Origin of the sequence: Symbioplanes lichenis (assembly GCF_030709675.1) — a bacterium.
In the GTDB taxonomy this organism is placed as follows: domain Bacteria; phylum Actinomycetota; class Actinomycetes; order Mycobacteriales; family Micromonosporaceae; genus Actinoplanes; species Actinoplanes lichenis.
Genome location: NZ_JAUZQD010000010.1, coordinates 262,220 through 280,830, shown reverse-complemented (window position 1 = coordinate 280,830; position 18,611 = coordinate 262,220). Strand labels below are relative to the sequence as shown.

At 73.0% G+C, this 18,611-nt stretch carries 19 protein-coding genes; 7 read left to right on the top strand and 12 right to left on the bottom strand.

The features are described from left to right. Positions 1–104: 104 nt before the first annotated feature. Positions 105–2,861, bottom strand: a complete 2,757-nt coding sequence (locus RAN62_RS25000) for an FAD-binding and (Fe-S)-binding domain-containing protein (RefSeq protein ID WP_305787189.1) — start codon at positions 2,859–2,861, stop codon at positions 105–107. 16 nt (positions 2,862–2,877) lie between these two features. Between RAN62_RS25000 and RAN62_RS24995 the strand changes: the two genes are divergently transcribed. Continuing rightward, a complete protein-coding gene (locus RAN62_RS24995) occupies positions 2,878–3,558 on the top strand; it encodes a GntR family transcriptional regulator (RefSeq protein WP_305787188.1) in 681 nt (226 codons plus the stop codon). On the opposite strand, the gene RAN62_RS24990 is transcribed toward RAN62_RS24995, so the two are convergent. From RAN62_RS24990 to RAN62_RS24980, 3 genes are all read right to left on the bottom strand, one after another. After that, on the bottom strand, positions 3,518–4,033 hold the full coding sequence (locus tag RAN62_RS24990; protein WP_305787187.1) for a hypothetical protein: 516 nt from the start codon (positions 4,031–4,033) through the stop codon (positions 3,518–3,520). The two genes, RAN62_RS24995 and RAN62_RS24990, sit on opposite strands and share 41 nt — an antisense overlap. Positions 4,034–4,131: 98 nt before the next feature. Further along, positions 4,132–4,560, bottom strand: a complete 429-nt coding sequence (locus RAN62_RS24985; protein WP_305787186.1) for a hypothetical protein — start codon at positions 4,558–4,560, stop codon at positions 4,132–4,134. A gap of 424 nt (positions 4,561–4,984) precedes the next feature. Beyond that, positions 4,985–5,395 (bottom strand): PPOX class F420-dependent oxidoreductase, encoded by a 411-nt coding sequence (locus RAN62_RS24980; protein ID WP_305787185.1) that lies wholly within the window; start codon positions 5,393–5,395, stop codon positions 4,985–4,987. An 86-nt stretch (positions 5,396–5,481) separates the two neighbouring features. On the opposite strand from RAN62_RS24980, the gene RAN62_RS24975 reads away from it, so the two are divergent. From RAN62_RS24975 to RAN62_RS24960, 4 genes are all read left to right on the top strand, one after another. After that, positions 5,482–6,015: a TetR/AcrR family transcriptional regulator gene (locus tag RAN62_RS24975; RefSeq protein ID WP_305787184.1), complete on the top strand. Its 534-nt coding sequence runs from the start codon at positions 5,482–5,484 to the stop codon at positions 6,013–6,015. Between the two features lie 84 nt (positions 6,016–6,099). After that, on the top strand, positions 6,100–7,116 hold the full coding sequence (locus RAN62_RS24970; RefSeq protein WP_305787183.1) for a CobW family GTP-binding protein: 1,017 nt from the start codon (positions 6,100–6,102) through the stop codon (positions 7,114–7,116). A 55-nt stretch (positions 7,117–7,171) separates the two neighbouring features. Then, positions 7,172–7,441, top strand: a complete 270-nt coding sequence (locus RAN62_RS24965) for a hypothetical protein (protein ID WP_305787182.1) — start codon at positions 7,172–7,174, stop codon at positions 7,439–7,441. Between the two features lie 13 nt (positions 7,442–7,454). After that, positions 7,455–8,777 (top strand): flavin monoamine oxidase family protein, encoded by a 1,323-nt coding sequence (locus RAN62_RS24960; protein WP_305787181.1) that lies wholly within the window; start codon positions 7,455–7,457, stop codon positions 8,775–8,777. 25 nt (positions 8,778–8,802) lie between these two features. On the opposite strand, the gene RAN62_RS24955 is transcribed toward RAN62_RS24960, so the two are convergent. From RAN62_RS24955 to RAN62_RS24920, 8 genes are all read right to left on the bottom strand, one after another. Next, a complete protein-coding gene (locus RAN62_RS24955) occupies positions 8,803–9,846 on the bottom strand; it encodes a lysylphosphatidylglycerol synthase transmembrane domain-containing protein (RefSeq protein ID WP_305787180.1) in 1,044 nt (347 codons plus the stop codon). 275 nt (positions 9,847–10,121) lie between these two features. Beyond that, positions 10,122–11,048, bottom strand: a complete 927-nt coding sequence (locus RAN62_RS24950; RefSeq protein ID WP_305787179.1) for a hypothetical protein — start codon at positions 11,046–11,048, stop codon at positions 10,122–10,124. A gap of 574 nt (positions 11,049–11,622) precedes the next feature. After that, positions 11,623–11,976 (bottom strand): hypothetical protein, encoded by a 354-nt coding sequence (locus RAN62_RS24945; RefSeq protein WP_305787178.1) that lies wholly within the window; start codon positions 11,974–11,976, stop codon positions 11,623–11,625. Next, a complete protein-coding gene (locus RAN62_RS24940) occupies positions 11,973–12,602 on the bottom strand; it encodes a tetratricopeptide repeat protein (protein ID WP_305787177.1) in 630 nt (209 codons plus the stop codon). Before RAN62_RS24940 ends, RAN62_RS24945 begins: the two co-directional genes overlap by 4 nt. Positions 12,603–12,633: 31 nt before the next feature. Beyond that, a complete protein-coding gene (locus tag RAN62_RS24935) occupies positions 12,634–13,101 on the bottom strand; it encodes a hypothetical protein (protein WP_305787176.1) in 468 nt (155 codons plus the stop codon). Positions 13,102–13,203: 102 nt separating this feature from the next. Next, entirely contained in the window at positions 13,204–14,370 is a 1,167-nt protein-coding gene (locus tag RAN62_RS24930; protein ID WP_305787175.1) for an ABC transporter permease, read from the bottom strand. Further along, positions 14,367–15,050: an ABC transporter ATP-binding protein gene (locus RAN62_RS24925; protein ID WP_305787174.1), complete on the bottom strand. Its 684-nt coding sequence runs from the start codon at positions 15,048–15,050 to the stop codon at positions 14,367–14,369. The genes RAN62_RS24930 and RAN62_RS24925 overlap by 4 nt, the downstream gene beginning before the upstream one ends. Continuing rightward, positions 15,047–16,120, bottom strand: a complete 1,074-nt coding sequence (locus tag RAN62_RS24920) for an efflux RND transporter periplasmic adaptor subunit (protein WP_305787173.1) — start codon at positions 16,118–16,120, stop codon at positions 15,047–15,049. The genes RAN62_RS24925 and RAN62_RS24920 overlap by 4 nt, the downstream gene beginning before the upstream one ends. A gap of 67 nt (positions 16,121–16,187) precedes the next feature. Between RAN62_RS24920 and RAN62_RS24915 the strand changes: the two genes are divergently transcribed. After that, a complete protein-coding gene (locus tag RAN62_RS24915) occupies positions 16,188–16,868 on the top strand; it encodes a response regulator (RefSeq protein WP_305787172.1) in 681 nt (226 codons plus the stop codon). Beyond that, a complete protein-coding gene (locus RAN62_RS24910; protein ID WP_305787171.1) occupies positions 16,865–18,601 on the top strand; it encodes a sensor histidine kinase in 1,737 nt (578 codons plus the stop codon). The genes RAN62_RS24915 and RAN62_RS24910 overlap by 4 nt, the downstream gene beginning before the upstream one ends. Positions 18,602–18,611: the final 10 nt, after the last annotated feature.

The following is an 18,611-nucleotide window of genomic DNA, read 5'->3' as shown; positions in this document are numbered from 1 at the left end:
GATCAACGACAACGATGCACGGGGCAAGTGTCACCGGCGCCGGCGTCCTCGTTGACGGCGTGGTCCGGCCGCCGGTGACCAGCCGAGTCCAGGGGGCGGCGGCGTCAGCGGTCGAGCAGCTGGGCCAGGTGGACGGCCGGGCGTTCGCGCAGGTCGGCCACCTGGGTGCGGCAGGAGAAGCCGTCGGCCAGGACCACCGCGTCCGGGGCCGCGTCGAGGGCCGGCAACAGGTTCTGCCCGGCCACCGCGACGGACACCTCGTAGTGGCCGATCTCCACGCCGAAGTTGCCGGCCAGCCCGCAGCAGCCGGCGAGCCGCTTGACCGTGGCGCCGGTCGAGGCGAGCAGGTCGGCGTCGGTCTTCCAGCCCAGGACGGCGTGGTGGTGGCAGTGCGGCTGCGCGACCACTTCGACGCCGGAGAGGTCGGGCGGCGTCCAGCCGGGTGTCGACGCGAGCAGTTCGGCGAGGGTGTGCACGGATCCGGCCACGGCAAGAGCGTCGGCGGAGCCCGGCAGCAGCTCGTGGATGTCGGAGCGCAACACCGCGGTGCACGAGGGCTCGATGCCGACGATCGGAATGCCCGCGTGCGCGTCCGCGGCCAGCGCTGAGACCGTACGCGCGAGAATCTTCCTGGCCGCGTCGAGCTGACCGGTCGTGATCCACGTCAGGCCGCAGCAGACCGACCCCGACGGCAGGCGCGGCTCGTAGCCGGCCGCGCGCAGGACCCGGACGGTGGCCTCCGCGACCTCGGGCGAGAACGCGTCGGAGAACGAGTCGGCGAAGAGCACGACGGGTTTCAAAGCCGAAGGCCGAGCCCGGAACGTCCGGCGGAACGGCTTGCGCGCGAAGGCCGGCACCGACCGTCGCTTGTCCACCCCGGCCAGCCACAACGCGAGCGAACGCAAACCGGGCAGGCGCGTCGCCGCATTGGCGAGCCGCGGCGTCCACCCGGCCAGCCGCGCCCAGAACGGCAGCTTCCCCAGCGAGTAGTGCGAGCGAGGCCGCACCTTGCCGCTGTACGTCTGGTGCAGCACCTCGGACTTGTACGTCGCCATGTCGATGCCGGTCGGGCAGTCCGACGCGCAGCCCTTGCAGGCCAGGCACAGGTCCATCGCGTCGTGCACGGACGGGTGCGCGAAGGACAGCTCGCCCCGCACCACCTCCTGAAGCACCCGGGCGCGCCCACGCGTCGAGTCCTTTTCCTCCCGCGTGGCGAGGAACGACGGGCACATCACGCCGCCGGCCGCCGAGTTGTCGGCGCGGCACTTGCCCACCCCGGTGCACCGGTGCACGGCCTGCGCCAGGTCACCCTGATCATGCGGGTACGCCATGGCGAGGTGCTTGACGGGGAAGCGGCCGGCGGGCCGGATGTCGGCGTCGACCGGATCGGGATCGACGAGCACACCCGGATTGAGGAGATTGTCCGGGTCGAACGCCTGCTTGACCCCGGCGAACAATGCCAAGGCGTCCGCGGAATACATGTGCGGCAGCAGCTCGGAGCGGGCCCGGCCGTCGCCGTGCTCGCCGGACAGCGACCCGCCGAACTCCCCCACCAGCTTGGCCGCGTCGGTCAGGAACTCGCGCAGCACCTTCGTCCCGCCCGGCTGGTCCAGCGGATAGTCCAGCCGCACATGCATGCACCCGTCACCGAAGTGCCCGAACGGCGCCGAGGTCATGTCGTACGACGCGACGAGCTCGTCGAAGCGCGCCAGATAGGCGCCCAGGCGGGACGGCGGGACGGCGGCGTCCTCCCAGCCCGGCCACGCGGGCTTGTCGGAGGGCGCCCGACCGGCCAGCCCGGCCCCGTCCTCGCGGATGCGCCACAGCCGGGCCTGGGTCGCCGGGTCCTCGACCACGAGCGCCTCGTCGGCGATGCCGTCGCCCGCCAGCCGCTGCGCCCGGGACAGCACCTCCCCCAGCTCGTCGCCGGCCAGCTCCACGAACAGCCACGCCCCACCGCGCGGCAGCGGCGGCACAGCATCCGCACCCCGGCGCGCGCGCAGCACGTCGAGCAGCCGGGAGTCGAGCCCCTCGCACGAGGTGGGACCGTGCGCGACCACCGCCGGCGCCGCCTCGCCCGCCGCCACGATGTCCCGGAAGCCGAGCACGACGACGACCCGGACCGGCGAGTCGACGACCAGCTTGACGGTCGCCTGGGTGATGACCGCGAGGGTGCCCTCCGAGCCGACGAGCGCCTGGGTCAGGTCGAAGCGCTCGGGCAGGAGATGCTGCACGGCGTAGCCGGACACCTGCCGCCCGAAACGGTCGAACTCGGTCCGCGCGGTGGCGAGGTGCGGGCTCATCACCTCGCCCAGCCGGTCCTTCCACGCGCCGGGCGATCCCGAGACGAAGGTCTCGCCGGCGGCGGACATCAGCTGCAGGTCGACCACGTTGTCCGAGGTGCGGCCGTACGCCAGTGAGCGCGACCCGCACGCGTTGTTGCCGATCATGCCGCCGATCGTGCAACGCGGGTGGGTCGACGGGTCGGGCCCGAAGCGGATGCCGTGCGGCGCGGCGGCCCTCTGGAGCACGGCGTGGACCGTGCCCGGCTCGACGATGGCGGTCCGGGCCTCGGGGTCGATCGACAGCACCTTGTTGAAGTGCCGGGAGAAGTCGAGCACGATGCCGGGCCCCACGGCGTTGCCCGCCACGGACGTGCCGGCGCCGCGCGAGGTCAGCGGCACGCCGGTCTCCCGGGCGACGGCCAGCGCGGCGGCCACGTCGGCGGCGTCGCGCGGGCGGACCACGGCCAGCGGCGGAATCCGGTAGAGCGAGGCGTCCGTCGCATACATGCCCAGGGTGCCGGGATCCGACCGCACCTCGAGCCCGGCCCGGCCGAGCGTTCCCAGCAGTTCGTTCATGCGTAACATGTTACTCGTGCCGTCGCTTGTCCTGCCGTCCGAGGCCCCGACCCTCGCCGACGCCGTCGCCCAGGCCGTGCGGGACGGGGTCGCCGCCGGGCAGCTCGTGCCCGACCGGACGTACTCGGTCTATCAGCTGGCGGAGCTGCTCGGCATCTCCCGCAGCCCGGTGCGCGAGGGGCTCCTGCGCCTGGCCGAGGCCGGGCTGGTCGAGATCCTGCGCAACCGGGGCTTCCGCGTGCTGCCGCCGCGCGCGCACGACATCGAGGAGATCTTCGGCATCCGGCTGGCCCTCGAGCCGCCCGCCGCCCGGCTCGCCGCCGAGCGGGGCAGTGACGAGCAACACGCCGCCATCCGCGCGGCCTTGAAGACCATGGAGGGCGCGGCCGAGCCGGATTTCTGGCCGGCCGACCGGGCCCTGCACGACCTGCTGCTGCGTACGGCCGGGAAGCCCCGCACCGCGGCGCTCGTGGCGGGCCTGCGCAGCACCACCGCGCTGCTCGGCCCGCCCACGACAGCCAGCGGGCGGACGCTCGCGGAGATCCACGCGGAGCACGTACCGCTGGTGTCGGCCGTGCTCGCCCGCGACGGCGCCGCGGCCGAGGCGGCCATGCGCACCCACCTCGAAGCGACCGGGCGGCTGCTCCTGCGCACACTCAGTGACGCAGCAGCTCCCGGGTCTCCCCCTCCGAGCTGACGCTCAGCGTCCAGCCGACGGTGGTCGCCGTCAGACGCACCTCGGCGATCAGGGCGCCGGGGCGCTCCGGGCAGGGCTGACCGGCCGCGGGGGCCACCGAGGTGCCCGAGATGCCGGCGATCGGCCCGGTGAGCCGGAAACCGGCGACGCCCCCGCCGTAACCGCCGCCGGTGCGCGTGACGGTGTCGTTCAGCTGATAGCGGCCGAACTCGCGATGGTGCACGACCGGGAAGACGCCCGCGCCGCACGTCACGGAATAGGTGTCGTCGGCGAAGAAGTTGTGGTCGAACTCGAGGCCGGCGGCCCGTTCGGCCAGCGTCCGGCCGCTCCAGCCGAATGCGCCGCGGATGTCGGTCACGCCGACGAATCCGGTTCTGGCCTGGGGGTCGTATCGCACCGCGGCGGCCGCCGGTGTGGCACCCACCAGGCCACCGGCGAGAACGGCACCGGCGAGGGCAAGGCAGCGCCGAGACATGGGAACTCCTGAGGTCGTTGGGCGGTCTCTCACACAGAACGACCGGGGGCCGCGCTGTGTGCGCGACCCCCGGCCGGTGTTCAGCTTGCCGCGGTCAATTACTTGCGCGGGCCGCGACCGTCGTGCCCACGGCCGTCGTGACCGCGACCGTCGTGCCCACGACCGTCGTGGTCGCGGCCGTCGTGACCGTCGTGACCGTTGTGGCCGTTGCCGTGACCCCAGCTGTCCCAGTACACGCGGAGCGCGTACGCGGAACGGAAGTTGTCCCGGAGACGGATGCAGCGGTAGTCGTCCCACAGGTCACGACGCTCGCCGCGCCAGCCGGCGATCTCGCAGGCCCGGGCGGACCGGTAGACCCGGACGACGCGGCTGCGCCGCGGCGTCTGAGCCTGCTGCGTGGCGGTCGACTCGGTCGCAGCCGTGCCGGCGGAGGCCGCCGGGGAGGCCATGGCCGGGCTGACGCCCATTGCGGCGCCGGCGGCGACGACCAGACCAGCCATCGCCAGGGTGCGCTTCACCATGTTCATGAACATTCTCCTTGGTCGGAGCCGTACGAGTCCGATAAGGCCGGATTCGTGTGACTCGTCATGAAAAACGGCTATTGCGCGACCTGGTGACGGCCGAAGTGATCTCTCTTTGCCCGCCCGCGCCGAAGCGGCCATTCGGGCAATTGCCCATGCCTCTTCGACGGACAGCTTTCGAGTGATCTTGGAACGGAAATCGCGAACCGGCTGTCCGATCCCCCGGGCACCGTTCGCAGCAAGGCGGAAAGGCAGTCCCGCCCGACAGGAGACGATCCTCGCCCGGATTCCGTACGGTGTCCCGCTGCGCGACAGTCTCGCCGCGCGCGCCTCCGGCGTCCTCGCCGTGCTCTGTCTGATCTTCACCGAGGGTTGTCTCGCCTCGGTCCGGGCTTGTCTCCGGCAGCGCCGTCTCTCGTGCCGGCTTCGGTCACTCCTCCGGCAGCTCACCCCACACGTGCCAGCGGTCGATCACGACGCGCGCGCTCACGCGGGGGCTTTCCCGATTCGGGTACGGCCGCCCGCCGTACAGTGTCGACAGCCGGTCGATGTCGCTCAGGTCCTCGTCGTCGGTGATCTCCGTGACGCGGCCCTGCAGGCTGACGTGGGTGTACCAGTTGTCCTCGACGAGGACGGTCAGCGAGACCCGGGGATCGGTGCGCAGGTGCTTGAGCCGGGCGCGCGTGGCATCGAGGTTGAGCAGGATCCGCCCGTCGTCCTCGAGCAGGTACCACGTCGCGACCGTCACGGGACGGCCGTCCGCGGCGACGGTGGCCATGACGGCGGGGTTCGGCCGCCGCAGGAAGCCGGCGATCTCCGACGGCAGGGGCTTGTCAGTCATGGTGATCAGCTTAGTGACGCCCCCGGGCCCGCACGTGATAGATGTCATTCGTCATACAACCCCCCGCCCCGGCTAAGCTCGCGCGCATGGGACGGGTGTCGAAGGTCCAGGCCGAGGCGAACCGGCAGCGCGTCGTCGAGACGGCCGCCCGGCTCTTCCGCGAGCGGGGCATCGCCGGGGTCAGCGTCGCCGACCTGATGGCCGAGGCGGGGCTGACCCACGGCGGCTTCTACAAGCAGTTCGCCTCCAAGGAAGCCCTCGTCACCGAGGCCCTCCAGCAAGCTTTCACCGAGGCGCAACTCCCCGCCGAGGGCAGCGACGACGCGGCGCGCGCGGCCTACATGGAGCGGTACCTGTCGGCCCAGCACCGGGACCACCCCGCGACCGGCTGCCCCTGCGCGGGCTTCGGCGGCGACCTGGCCCGCGGGCCGCAGGACGCCGTGCGAACCTACGCCGAGGGCGTGGAGGCGTACGCCCGGGCTCTCGGCCCCGGCGGCGAGGGTGACCTGGCCGCCGTGTCCACCCTGGTCGGCGCGATGATCCTCGCCCGCGCCACCCGGGGCACCGACGTCTCCGACCGCATCCTCGCCGCCGCCCGCGAGGCGTTGCTCCGGCCCTAGCGCTCTTCTCGGAGGTCCTCGGCCGTACGCGAGGGCCTGGTGCACCGCACCGTGCGGACTTCCTCGCCTTCCGGTACTGGTGACGTGCTCGAAAGCGGTCTGACCGAGCTGGTCCACGGCTGTGTGTCGTGCACGCTGCGCGAGGACGTGCTGCCGACCCTCGTACGCCTGAGCCGGCAACACCCGGGCGACGACATCCTGCTGGCGCTGCCGCCGGCCGTCGAGCCCGAAGCGGTCGCGCTCGCGGCCGGCCCGCACGACCTCGAGGCGTTCCGCTTCGACTCCTTCGTCACCGTCGTCGAGGCCACCGCCCTCGTCGCCGACCTGGCCACCACCGACGACCTGCGCGACCGCGACCTGCACGCCGCCGCCAACGACGACCGCGCGGTGGCGGACGTGGTGAACCGCCAGATCGAGTTCGCCGACACGCTCGTCGTGTGGGGCGCCGCCCCCGCCGCGGCCACCCTGCTGCACCACCTCGCACCGTGGGCCGCCCTGGTCCGCACCGGCGAGACGGCCCAGGTCGACTGCCGGGCCCTGGCCGCCCACGTGCTCCGCACCGGCCGCCACGACCCCGAGGTCCCGGGTCTGCCGGGCCGGGCGCTGCAGGACTACCCGATCGGCATCCACGAGCCGGCGGCCCCCGACGGCGTGACGGCCCTGCTGTTCCCCAGCCGCCGCCCCTTCCACCCGCAGCGCCTGCACGACGCGCTCGACGACCTGACCGGCGCGCCGCTGCGAGGGCGGGGTCAGCTCTGGCTCGCCAGCCAGGGCGACACGGCGATCGCGTTCGAGTCCGCCGGGGGTGGGCTGCGGATGGGCAGTCTCGGGCCGTGGCTGGCCGCCCTGCCCCGGGACCGCTGGTCCTCGGTCGTGCCGATGCGCCGGTTGGCCGCGGACGCCGGCTGGGAGCCGTACTACGGGGACCGGAAAACCGTTCTGTCGTTCGTGGGCTTCGGGCTCGATGTGGACGGCATGACGGCGCTGCTGCGCACGTGCCTGCTCACCGACGCCGAGATCGCCGGGGGTGAGGAGGGGTGGCGCCGGCTGCCGGACCCGTTCGCCGGCTGTTTCCCTGAGCCCGTCGCCTCCGGCGCCTGAGGTGTCGTGGGGCGGGTGAGGCAACCTCCGTGGGGCTGCGCGACGTCGAAGTGGTGTGACACATGAGGAGGACTTCCGGCTGTGGAGCGACGAGCTGGGGATGGACGAGTGGTATCCCGACAGCCACAGCCGGCTGGTCGCCGAGCTGCGCGACCACTTCGGCCCACGGACGACGGCACGCGAACCGAGCCCGGGCGAGTGGCGGACGCTCATGGCCGAATGCCGGAAAGCATTGCGACGGCAACGCCTCCGGACGATCCTCGGATTCCTCGCGTTGATGGCCATGGCGGCCGTGGCGGGGCTTGCGCTCGGGGTGGCCGGGTGAGTCCAATGCGCGTATGAAGGCGTTCGCGGTGTCGCGGTGGGGCGAGGATCCATGGTCAGCCGGTTCGTGGAGCCTGATCGGCCGCAACGGCACACCCGCCGACCGCACGACCCTGGGCGCCCCGATCGGCGACCGGCTGCGACTCGCGGGCGAGGCCACGCACGCCACCCGGGCCGGCATGACCCACGGAGCGTACGAACAAGGGCTCGAAGCCGCAGCCTGGGCCGCCGCCCGCGGCCACACCCGGATCGCCGTGGTGGGCGCCGGAATCGCCGGCCTGGCCGCAGCCCGGGAAGCGCGCGCCCGCGGTTTGACCGTCGACGTGTGGGAGGCGCGCGACCGGATCGGCGGCCGCACCGCCGGGGTCGAGGTGGGTGGATTCCCGTTCGATCTGGGCGCCAACTGGCTCCAGCAGTACCCCGGCAACGCGCTCGCCCGCCTCGCCGAAAGCCTCGGCCTGACCACCGTGCCCACCGATTTCACCGATCCGCTCGTCCTCGACGGCTCCCCGCCTCACCACCGCCTCGCCGGCGCCGGCCCGCAGGCTCCGCCCGTCGATCGCGTTCCTGACGCACCGCTGGAACCGATTCCCGACGCGCTGGAACACGAGTTGCGGAGCCGGCTGGCAGCCGCCGCGAAGGGCGAGAGCATCGCCGACGTGGTCGAGGCATGGCAGCGCGACCCTGAGCCCTGGACAGCGCGGGCGATCCGCCGCTTCGTCGACGCCGAGATCGTCATGGACACCGGCGTGCCCCTGTCCTTTCTCAGCGCCCGGCACGGTTTCGAGCCCGGCGTCGGAGAGGGCGACCGCTGGATCGTCGGAAGCTACCGGCTCCTGGTCTCGCATCTGGCCGAAGGACTGAACGTACGAACCGGCCGGCCGGTGCAACGCATCCAGTACGACGACTACCAAGTGACTCTCACCGGTAACGGTTTCTCGGAGCGTTTCGACGCGGCGATCGTGACGGTCCCCGTGGGCGTGCTGCAGGCAGGACGGATCACATTCGAGCCCCCGCTGCCCCGCGCACAGGCCGGGGCGCTGGGACGACTGGGCATGGGCCGCGTCGAAAAGGTGGTGCTGCGCTTCGACCGGCGTTTCTGGCCGATGCACAATTCCGGCTACTACCGTGTTCACGGCCCGGCCGACGGCGACATCAGCGAATGGCTCGACGCCGGCGCCGCGGACGGCTCCCCCACCCTGGTCGGCCTCTTCGCCGGCCCATGGCTCGACACCCTCTGGACCGGCACAGACGCCGAAGTCGCCCAGCGCGCCGCGGCCATCATCGCCGCCGCGACCGGGGCTCCCGTGGCCCCGCTCCGAGAAGCTGCCGGCTGACGAGAAACACGCAGCCTCTCGCCGGTCACGAGGTGAGGCGGACCGATGGCCACGCGGCCCGGCGGGCCGGCGGGGTGGGGTGGTCGCGGCGCAGGTGGAGCCAGCCGGCGGCGCCCAGGAGGAGGGTCAGCCAGAAGGTGATCAGGCGGTAGAGCACCACCACCGCCCCCGCCACGACATCAGGGGCGCCGGCGGCGACGAGGGCGGCGGCCATGCTGACTTCGATCAGGCCCACGCCGCCCGGGGTCAGGGGGATCAGCCGGACGAGCTGCACGCCCACGTAAATGATGGCGATGCTCCCCCAGCCGGCCTCGGAGTGGCAGGCGGCAGCCGCGGCGGCCAGGCAGGTCAGGTCCAGGGCCCATTTGACGATGCCCGCCGACAGGATGGCGGTCCAGCGGCGGAGGGGCACCGCACGCACCGACCGGGCGATCGCGGTGAGGTCGGTCTGGAATCGGTTCCAGCGCGTTCCAGCGGCCGGGCGAACGGCTGGGTCCCGCGCGGCCGTCGCCGATGGCCGAGAAAGCCGGCCGCGAAACCACCAGACCGCGCCAGCACCAAGAACGACGAGAACCACGACGGCGACGACGGGAAGCCAGCCGGCTGCCGCGTGGTCGTCGGCGGCGAGGAACCAGCCGGTGGCGGTCAGCATTGTCAACCCGAGCGCCGACACCAGGCCCGACAGCACGGTCACCGTTGCCGCCACGGCGGGCGTGGCGCCGTACCGGCGGAAGGTGCGGAAGGTGAACGCGGCCGCCACCGCCGATCCGGCCGGCACCGCCAGGCTGATCGCGGCCCCGGTGACCGCGAGCGTGACCGCACGCCGCCGGGGCAGCCGCACGCCCAGGCCCGCAAGCAACAGCCGGTCCTGCTCGCCGACCGCCGCCGGCGAGAGCATTCCGGACAGGAGAGCCACCGCCGCCCAGCGCCAGTCGATGGTCCGGCCCACCGCGAGCAGCGCGCAGACATCGGGCAGCCGGTCGCGCAGACCGGCTGCGACGGCAATCACGACCGTGCCGCCGAGCAGGAAACGCCACCACCGCAACAGCGGGCGACCGGCGGAAAGCACGCCGATCAGCGGACGCCGGAGCCAAGGCGACGACATCGCAGCGCCGGGCCGAAGTGCGCCACGAGCGGGGAAGGGGCGCGGAGGCGTGCTCACCAGGCCAGGATGGGCCGCTCAGGGGAACGCCAGGTGTCCACGGCACCGCCGGCCGACGGACCGCTCCTGACGTAAGAAGCGACGGCGCTCGCGGCACAGCCCGGCGCCACGCCCGGCGCACTGCTTGCGAGAAGGCGACGGCGCTCGCGGCACAGCGGCGCAGGGCGATCCCGCAACCAGCGCTACGACTCCGGCACCCGCTGCACGGCCACGATCCCCGCCATCCCGTCGATCTCCTGCATCAGCGCGGGATAGTCCGACGCCACCCCGAGATCCACCGGAAAGAAATAGGGCAGCGACGGCACCGCCGCGGCCGGCACCGCCCCACCGCCGCAATAGACCTCCCGGAACTCGTCCGACCCCGGGTCCCAGATCAGCTCACCCGGCCCGCCGGCCCAGCTGCGCCGGATCGCCGCGGTGATCAGATTGCGCTGGTCGGCGGTGGACGCCGGGTCGACGTAGACGCGGACCAGGCGACTCGTGGCGACCTCACTCTCCGGGGCCGCGGGCGGCGGCCCCGGCGCGGGACGGCACTGCGACAGAGCAGCGGACGAACTCGACACCAGAGGCGGCACCAGCAGAGCGGCGGCCACGCCGAGGACCACCACAGCGGAGCCCGTGCCGGCGAGGCGGGGACGACGGCGGGCCCACCCGAAGGCGCGCCGCAGCGCAGGCAGGAGCGCCGCGGCGACCAGCAGACCGGCCGGCAGCAGACCCAGCACCGCGGCCCCGACGCCGAAGGAGCCGTATCCGGCCCAGAACGGCGCGTCGCCCGGGACGTCCGGCACGGGCCACAGCATCATGGCCGGCAGTTGCAGCAGGAGGGCGACGCCGGTGAGCAGCCCGGCGAACGGCCCGCTGGCCCCGGCGGCGTCGAGCCGGCGGCTGACCCCGGCCGCGAGGAACCAGGTGAGGATGCCGCCCAGCACCGCGCCGGGCCACGTGAACCAGCCCAGCCAGGACGGTGCGGCGCGGCGCAGGCTGAGCGTGATGCCACCGTCGGCGTCGTAGGCGGGCATGCCGCTCCACAGCCCGTTGTCGAAGCCGAGCACCAGCCCGTCGCGCTCGGCCCAGAAGCGGGCGCCGCTGGTCTCGCCCCGGTCGACCATGGGCCCGGTGGCTCGTACGTGTAATCGTGGGTCTTCCACCCGGCGGCGGCGAGCCGGTCGAGGGCACCCCGCGTGTAACCCGCCACGTCGCGCGTGGCGTCGCTGGTGTGCCGGACCCAGTAGCCGACCGAGCCGTATTCGACGCCCTCGCCGTCGGGCTGGCTGACGATCAGATCGGTGTCGCCGCCGCCCCACACCTTGAGGCCGGGCAGGGCCGTGCCGGTGATGCGGTCGGCGGCCGCGCCGGTGGGCAGCGGGTCCGCGACCTGCCAGCCGGCCCACTGAGCGGCGGCGGCCCCCGCATAGGCTCCGGCCAGCGCGACGAGCAGCGACAGCACCACGACCGCCGAGCCACGCGGGAAGCCGAGCCGGGCCCGCAGGCCGAACCGGATCAGGTTGACCGCTTCGCGCACGGTGGGCCGCCCTCCGGCCTCGAGGAGGGTGCCGAGCAGCTCGACGCGGCGCGGCCCGGGCGGATAGGCCCGCAGCAGGCGCCGGTACGCGCGTCCAGGGTCGTCGGACATGCCGGCCAATATAAAGATGATCTGAGTATCGCGTCAACTCCGGCGAGCCGTCACCACCACAGTCCGAGCACGACGCAGAAGGGCAGCACCACGACGACGAGGGCGGCGAACCACGACAGCGCGGCCGGCACCTGCGGGCGGAGGCGGCGTACGAGCGGAATGTTGATCGCGAAGAAGACCGGCACGAGCACCATGGCCGCGACCAGCAGGCCCATCGCGACGATCCCGGCCTCGTCGGTGTCGATCTCCAGGGGCGGCGGCTGCCCTCCGACCGTGGCATAGGTGTGGTTCGTGCCCGGGGCATAAGGACCATCGCTTGCGTACGCCAGAAGCGACAACGCCGCCGTGAGAGGGCAGATGGCGAAGAGTCCCAGAAGCGCGTTGAAGCCGACCAACCGCGTCATGACACCTCCCCGGAAACGGTGGCCCGGATGCGCGCCAGCTCCGCGGCGTCGTCCGGATCCGGCACCTGCCCGGCGTCCGCGAACGCCGCCTCGGTCGCCGCGAGCGCGTCCGCCGCCCGTGCGAGATCCCCCTCGGCAGCGGCCACTGCCGCTTCTGCCATTTTCTGGAACCGGTTCCCGATCGTGTCAGTCCGCGCGAACAACTCCCGTGCCCGGCTCACGTTGCCCAGGTGCAGCTCGACGAACGCCAGGTTGTAGAGCTCGGTCTGGACGGTCTCATCCCGGCCGAGCGCCCGGTTGAGCGCGATGCTCGCCTCGTACCGATCGCGGGCCAGCGCGTAGTCACCGGACAGCCGGGCCACCGCGGCCAGCACGTGCCGCGGACGCTCCTCGAGCTCGCGGTCCCCGGCGCGCAGGGCGACGTCGAGCGCCGCCTGCGCGAGGTGCTCCGCCCGGGGCAGATCCTCGCCGCGCAGGGCGAGGCGGGCCAGCGCGTACAGGGCCTCGACCTCCCCGGCCGGCTCGCCCGCCGCCCGCGCCCGGGTCACCTCGGCCTCCGCCAGCCGCAGCACGGCAGCGCTGTCCCCACGCCGGAACGTGGCCCGGATCTCGTCCGCGAAGCTCATGGGCCGCCACTCTAGGCGGCGCGGGCAAACCTCACGCGGAGCCGAAGACCTTGTCCTGGCACTGGTCGACCTTCTTCATCTGCGGGTCGGGCGGCAGGCTCTCGAAGGCGAGAAAGCCGTCGTCCTCCCAGGCGTCGATCCCGTACGAGCGGATGCACGTCACCCAGTCGCGCAACTTGTCGGGATAGGTGGGGTCGAGACGCTTGGCCCGCTGCCAGATCTCCTCGGGTTCCTTGTCCTGACAGGCCTTCTCGGCCTGCTTGTGCTTCGCCTCCGTGCCCGGGGCGCCCCGCTGCGCGACGATCTGCCCGGGGTCGGCACCGTCGTTGAGGGCCTTCTTCGCGCTGTAGTCCGGGTCGCCGTGGGCCACCATGCAGTCGATCCAGATCTGGGTCAGCCGGTCCTCCTCCTCGGCGGACGTGTCGGTCCGGATGAGCGGGCGCTCGGCGGGTTTCTTCGAGGGGGCCGCGGAGGGAGCGGTGCTGACCAGAGTGGCCACCTCCCCACCGCCTGCCGAGGAGGAGGACGGCGAGGCCTGACTGCACGCGGCGAGCGACAGACACAACACTGGAACGACGAGGAATCGCACCGGAACACCCTTTCAGACGGAAGCGAGAGCGGCGGTCGGCGTGAGCCGGGCCGCGCGCACGGACGGATAGACGCCGGCGACCACGCCGACCAGGAGGGCGCCGCCGAGGGCCGCGCCGACCGCGTTCGCCGGGACGACGAGCGGCCAGTCGTGCTGCCACGCGTACGCGGCGGTGGCGGCGATGCCGAGCGCCGTGCCGGTGACGCCGCCGAGCCCCGACAGCACGACCGACTCGGTCAGGAACTGGGCCCTGATCTGGCCGCGGTTCGCCCCGAGCGCCCGGCGGAGACCGATTTCCGCGCGGCGCTCCAGGACGGAGATCACCATCGTGTTGGCCACCCCGATACCGCCGACCAGCAGCGCCACCAGGGCGAGACCGACGAAGAGGACGGAGAACGTACGCTCGGCGGCTCGTTTCGCGGCGAGCGCATCGGACGGCAGCGCCACCTGCACGCCCGCCGGATCATCAGGGTCCACTGTGGCCGGCAGGACTCCGCGCACCGCTTCCATCGCCGGCTCCTCGGCCCGCACGTAGAGCACGGTCGGATAGCCGTCGAAGCCGAGCTCGTTCTCCGCGGCCGCCCAGCTGACCAGCACCGACCGGTCGATCTCGGGCGACAGCGGGGTGGGCGCCAGGATGCCGACGACACTGAACCACGCGTCCCCGATCATCACCTGCGGCGGCGGCCCGGGCGGCAGCGTGGCGACGCCGAGGCGGGACGCGGCGACCGCGCCCAGGACCACGGTCGGGAACGTGTCGGGCAGGCGCCCGGCGAGCAGTGAAACCTGCAACGTGCCCAGCAGCTCCGGCTCGGCGGCGAGGACGGTCAGGCCGGAGCCGTCGCGGGGGTCGGTGCGGTCGTTACGACGTACGACGGTGTTGGTGTTGGCGACCGCCGCGACGCTGGTGACCGGGCCGATGCGACCGACCATCGCCGGGGCCTCGCGCGGCAGGCGGGCGGGCTCGTCGCCCGTGCGCGGAGCCGTCGTGACCTGCAACAGGTTGGGGCCGAGCGCGGCCAGCTCGTCCATGAGGGCGCGCTCGCTCGACGCCGGAATCCCGGTCACCACCACCATCGTGGCGATGCCCATGGCGATGCCGAGCGCGGAGAGCACGGCCCGCGTCTTGCGGATCCGCAACCCGACCGTGCCGACGGCGAGCAGATCAACGACATTCACGAGCGCGCCCGTACGGTGTCCGCGACGACCCGCCCGTCGCGCATCTCCACCTGCCGGGGCAGCCGGGCCGCGATGTCCCGGTCATGCGTGATGATCGCGATCGTCGATCCCTCGGCGTGCAGCCGCGTGAAGAGGTCGAGCACCGCCCGGCCGTTCGCGGTGTCCAGCGCCCCGGTCGGCTCGTCGGCGAGCAGCAGGGCGGGCTCGTTGACGATCGCGCGGGCGATGGCGACCCGTTGCCGTTCGCCGCCGGAGAGCTCGTGCGGCCGATGGGTGACGCGGTGCGCGAGCCCGACGCGTTCCAGAGCGGTTTCCGCCATCGCCCGCCGGCGCCGCCGCGGCACCCCGGCGTAGAGCAGCCCGGTGCTGACGTTCTCCACCGCGGTCATGCCGTCGGTCAGATGGAACTGCTGGAAGACGAAGCCGAGCCACCGGCCGCGCAGTGCGGACAGGCGGCGGTCGCGCAGCCGGCCCGCGTCCTGCCCGGCCAGCTCGACCGTGCCCCGGGTGGGCCGGTCGAGCGTCCCCATGATGCTCAGCAGGGTCGACTTGCCGGACCCGGACGGCCCGACGATGGCGACCAGCTCGCCGCGCCCGATGGTGAGCGAGACGGCGTCGAGGGCCGTGACGCCGCCGGGATAGGTGCGGCCGACGTCGCGCAGGGTCAGCACGCTCGTCATGAGGTGGTCACCACCCGCAGGCCCGCGCGCAGCCCGGCGCCGGACACCTCGACCATGCCCTGGGCGAAGAGACCGGTTTCCGCTTGCACCAGGCGGCCGTCCGGCAACTGCAGGGCATAACCGCCTTCCTGCAACGCGAGCAAAGCGTTCACCGGCACGGTCAGCACGCCCTTGCGGCTCTCCCCCGGTACGCGCACCTCGATGCTGCCGCCGTCGAGCCGCCCCGCCGCCTCGGGGTCGTCCATCGTCACCGTGACCGCCACCTGCTGCTGCGCGCCCGGATCGTCGCCCGGCTGCGCCACGGTCGCGATCGCGCTGATCCGGCCGGTGGACTCGGTGCCGTCGGGCATCCGCAGCCCGACCTTGTCGTCCTCGCCGAGCGACCCGGCCGCGCCCGGCGACGCCGGGACCGTGACGACCTTCTTCGTCGGCGTGACCGTCATCAGCTCGCCCGCGGCGGCGTCGCCGGGAACGGCCGAAACCGATTCCACCCGGACGGCAGCGGGCAGCACCGCCACGTCGCCGACCTCGAGCTTGCCGTCCTCGGGCAGCCCGGTGTCCCGCTGCCAGCGCTTGATCGCCTTGAGCAGGCTGTCCGTCAGCACGTCCTCGCCTTTCCGGACCTCTTTCCCGAGCGGGCCGGCCGTCCGGGGCTGCACGCCCGTGGCATAGCCGAGCGCCTTGAGGTTCCGGTTCACCATGGCGACGTCGCGCCCCACGGTGTCCTTGGCCGCGAGCGGGCGATAAAGCGGCGGGCTGCCGAGAAAAAGGGGAACCGGCGCATCGTTCACGCGATAGAGCACCCCGCCCCGTTTGACCACCTTGCCGGTCTTGGGCAGCCACGTGACGACCCCGGCGGCGGCCCCCTTGACCACCCGCGCGGCGCCGTACCCGAGGGTGCCGGTGAGCGAGCTGCTCGTCGACAGGTCGCCCTTGGTGATCTCGACCGTCTCGACCGCGATCCGCTCGGCCCCCGGCGTCTTCTGCGCGCGAGCGTCCCTGGTCAGCACCACGGCGGTCGCCCCCGCGGCGGCGAGCACGACAACCGCGACCGACACTTGTTTGAGCACGCCGAGGATCCTGCCGACCGATTGACAAGAAGTTGTCAGGGTGGCCGGGGCTCCTATAGTCGGCCGGGTGTCAGCCCATGTTCTGGTCGCCGAGGACGACGTCAAGCACGCCGAGATCCTGCGCCGCTGTCTGGAGTCGGCCGGGCATCGCGCCACGGTCGCCCACGACGGTCCCACGGCGCTCGCCACCGCCCGCCGTGTTCGTCCCGATCTCGTCCTGCTGGATGTGATGCTGCCCGGCCTGGACGGGATCGAGCTGTGCGGGATCCTGCGCCGCGAGTCGGCCGTCCCGGTGCTCATGCTCACCGCCCGGACCAGCGAGGACGACCTGCTGCTGGGTCTGGCGCAGGGCGCGGACGACTACCTCACCAAGCCCTACCGGCCTCGCGAGCTGCTGGCCCGGATCCAGACGTTGCTGCGCCGGACCCGGCCCGTCGCCGTCGACCTCCTCCGCGCCGGTCCCGTGACCGTCGCGCTGGACACCCGCGAGGTGCGCGCCGGCGACCGGCTCGTCGAGTGCACGCCCGACGAGTTCGCGATCCTGGTGGCGATGATGCGCCGGCCCGAGCGAGTGTTCACCCGGGCCGCCTTGCTCGAACAGACCAGCGGCGGCGGCAAGGAGTCGACGGAACGCACCATCGACACGCACATCTCCAATCTGCGCCGCAAACTGGAACCGAATCCACGGCGTCCCGTTCTGCTGCTGACCGTCTACGGCGTCGGATACAAAATGGCCGGCGCCGGATGAACGCCGTGCCGCTGCACCGCAGCCTGCTGACGCGACTGCTCGCCGCGTCGTTGCTCATCGCCCTGTGCGCGATCGCCGCCACCGCCTGGCTCTCGGTCCAGCTCACCAAGCGGGCCGTCACGCACGAGCAGAGCCGGACGCTGTCCGCGGACACCGACATCTACGACGCGCTCATCGAGTACGCGGCGACGCACGACTCGTGGGACGGGGCGGGCAGCAAGATCACCCGGCTCGGGGAGCTCACGCGCAGCCGGATCGCGCTGACGACCCCCGGCCGTACGCTCATCGCCGGCTCCAGCCCGGACGCGGCCGACGCCGTCGCGGTGTCCGAGGTGCCCACCGCCACGGTCGACCCGCTGTTCCTCGACCCCGGCATCGCGCGCGTCTCCGGCGGCCGCATCGATCCGCGCGCCGTCGGCCCCTACCGGCTCACCGGCGACGAACGGCGGGCGCTCCGCCAGGCCGCCGAGGACCAGATCGACTGCCTGTCCGCGTACGGGATCCAGGCCGAGGTCGTCGACACACCGAGCGGCCGCCCCACCGTGCGCCAGATCAGCGCCGGGATCCAAGCCAGCTGCCCCGCCCGGGAGCTCGCCACGCCCGTCGCCTCCGAACGCGAGCCGCTGCAAGATCTGTCCGCGCGGATGGCCGAGTGTGGTGGCCCGGTGAAGGTCACGCCGCAGTTCACCGTCGCCGGCGAGACGGACGGCAGCAGCCAGATGTGCCTCGACGAGGCCCGCCGGGCCCAGCTCCAGCCGTACGTGGCCCCGCCCGCCCTGCTCTTCGTCACCGGCCAGGCCGTCCCGGCGCCGTCCGTCGACCTCTCGCCTGGCAACCGGTTGCGCATCGTCGCCACCGCCGCCGCCGTGCTGGTCGTGGCCTGCGCGGTCACCGTCGTCGCCGGGCTGCGCCTGGTCCGGCCCCTGCGCGTGCTGACCGCCGCCGCCCGCCGCCCCGTCGAGTCGCAGCAGGCCGTCCCGGTGACCACCCGCGACGAGATCGGTTATCTGGCAACCGCTTTCAACGACCTCGCCGAGCGCCGCCAAGCGGTGGAACGTCAGCGCCAGGCCATGGTGAACGACATCGCCCACGAGCTGCGCACCCCGCTCACCACCATCCGCACGTGGCTGGAGACCGCCCGCGACGGGGCTGTCCCGGTCGATGCCGAGGTGCTCGACCTGCTGGTGGAGGAGGCCGTCCTGCTGCACCACGTGGTCGACGACCTGCGCGACCTCGCCGCGGCGGAGGCGGGCAACCTGCGGGTGCACCCCTCCCCCACATATGTGAAGGACCTCCTCGAGCAGGTCCTCGACGCCCACCGCACCGCCGCCGTCACCCTGGCCCTGCACGCGTCCGGCGACCCCGAGGTGACGGTGGATCCCGTGCGGCTGCGCCAGATCGTCGGCAACCTCGTCTCGAACGCCGTCCGCCACACCCCGCCCGGCGGCTCGGTCACCGTCGACCTGAGCGTACGGGAGTCGCGTCTGCGCATCGCCGTCACCGATACAGGTACGGGCATCAGCGCCGAAGACCTCCCGAAGGTGTTCGACCGCTTCTGGCGCGCCGACACCTCCCGTACCCGGGCCACCGGCGGCAGCGGCCTCGGGCTCGCCATCGCCCGCCAGCTCGCCCGCGCCCACGGCGGCGACGTCACCGCGCTGAGCACTCCGGGAATCGGTTCCACTTTCACCGTCGACATTCCGGTTCAGGTCTTCGGCGAAGCGCCGGAGTAGCGTGGCCGCC

What these genes read in the sequence shown, in the direction of transcription:
- RAN62_RS25000 (WP_305787189.1), bottom strand. Translation starts at nt 2,861, where the DNA reads ATGAACGAACTGCTGGGAACGCTCGGCCGGGCCGGGCTCGAGGTGCGG.
- RAN62_RS24990 (WP_305787187.1), bottom strand. Translation starts at nt 4,033, where the DNA reads ATGTCTCGGCGCTGCCTTGCCCTCGCCGGTGCCGTTCTCGCCGGTGGC.
- RAN62_RS24985 (WP_305787186.1), bottom strand. Translation starts at nt 4,560, where the DNA reads ATGAACATGGTGAAGCGCACCCTGGCGATGGCTGGTCTGGTCGTCGCC.
- RAN62_RS24980 (WP_305787185.1), bottom strand. Translation starts at nt 5,395, where the DNA reads ATGACTGACAAGCCCCTGCCGTCGGAGATCGCCGGCTTCCTGCGGCGG.
- RAN62_RS24975 (WP_305787184.1), top strand. Translation starts at nt 5,482, where the DNA reads ATGGGACGGGTGTCGAAGGTCCAGGCCGAGGCGAACCGGCAGCGCGTC.
- RAN62_RS24960 (WP_305787181.1), top strand. Translation starts at nt 7,455, where the DNA reads ATGAAGGCGTTCGCGGTGTCGCGGTGGGGCGAGGATCCATGGTCAGCC.
- RAN62_RS24950 (WP_305787179.1), bottom strand. Translation starts at nt 11,048, where the DNA reads ATGGTCGACCGGGGCGAGACCAGCGGCGCCCGCTTCTGGGCCGAGCGC.
- RAN62_RS24945 (WP_305787178.1), bottom strand. Translation starts at nt 11,976, where the DNA reads ATGACGCGGTTGGTCGGCTTCAACGCGCTTCTGGGACTCTTCGCCATC.
- RAN62_RS24940 (WP_305787177.1), bottom strand. Translation starts at nt 12,602, where the DNA reads ATGAGCTTCGCGGACGAGATCCGGGCCACGTTCCGGCGTGGGGACAGC.
- RAN62_RS24925 (WP_305787174.1), bottom strand. Translation starts at nt 15,050, where the DNA reads ATGACGAGCGTGCTGACCCTGCGCGACGTCGGCCGCACCTATCCCGGC.
- RAN62_RS24910 (WP_305787171.1), top strand. Translation starts at nt 16,865, where the DNA reads ATGAACGCCGTGCCGCTGCACCGCAGCCTGCTGACGCGACTGCTCGCC.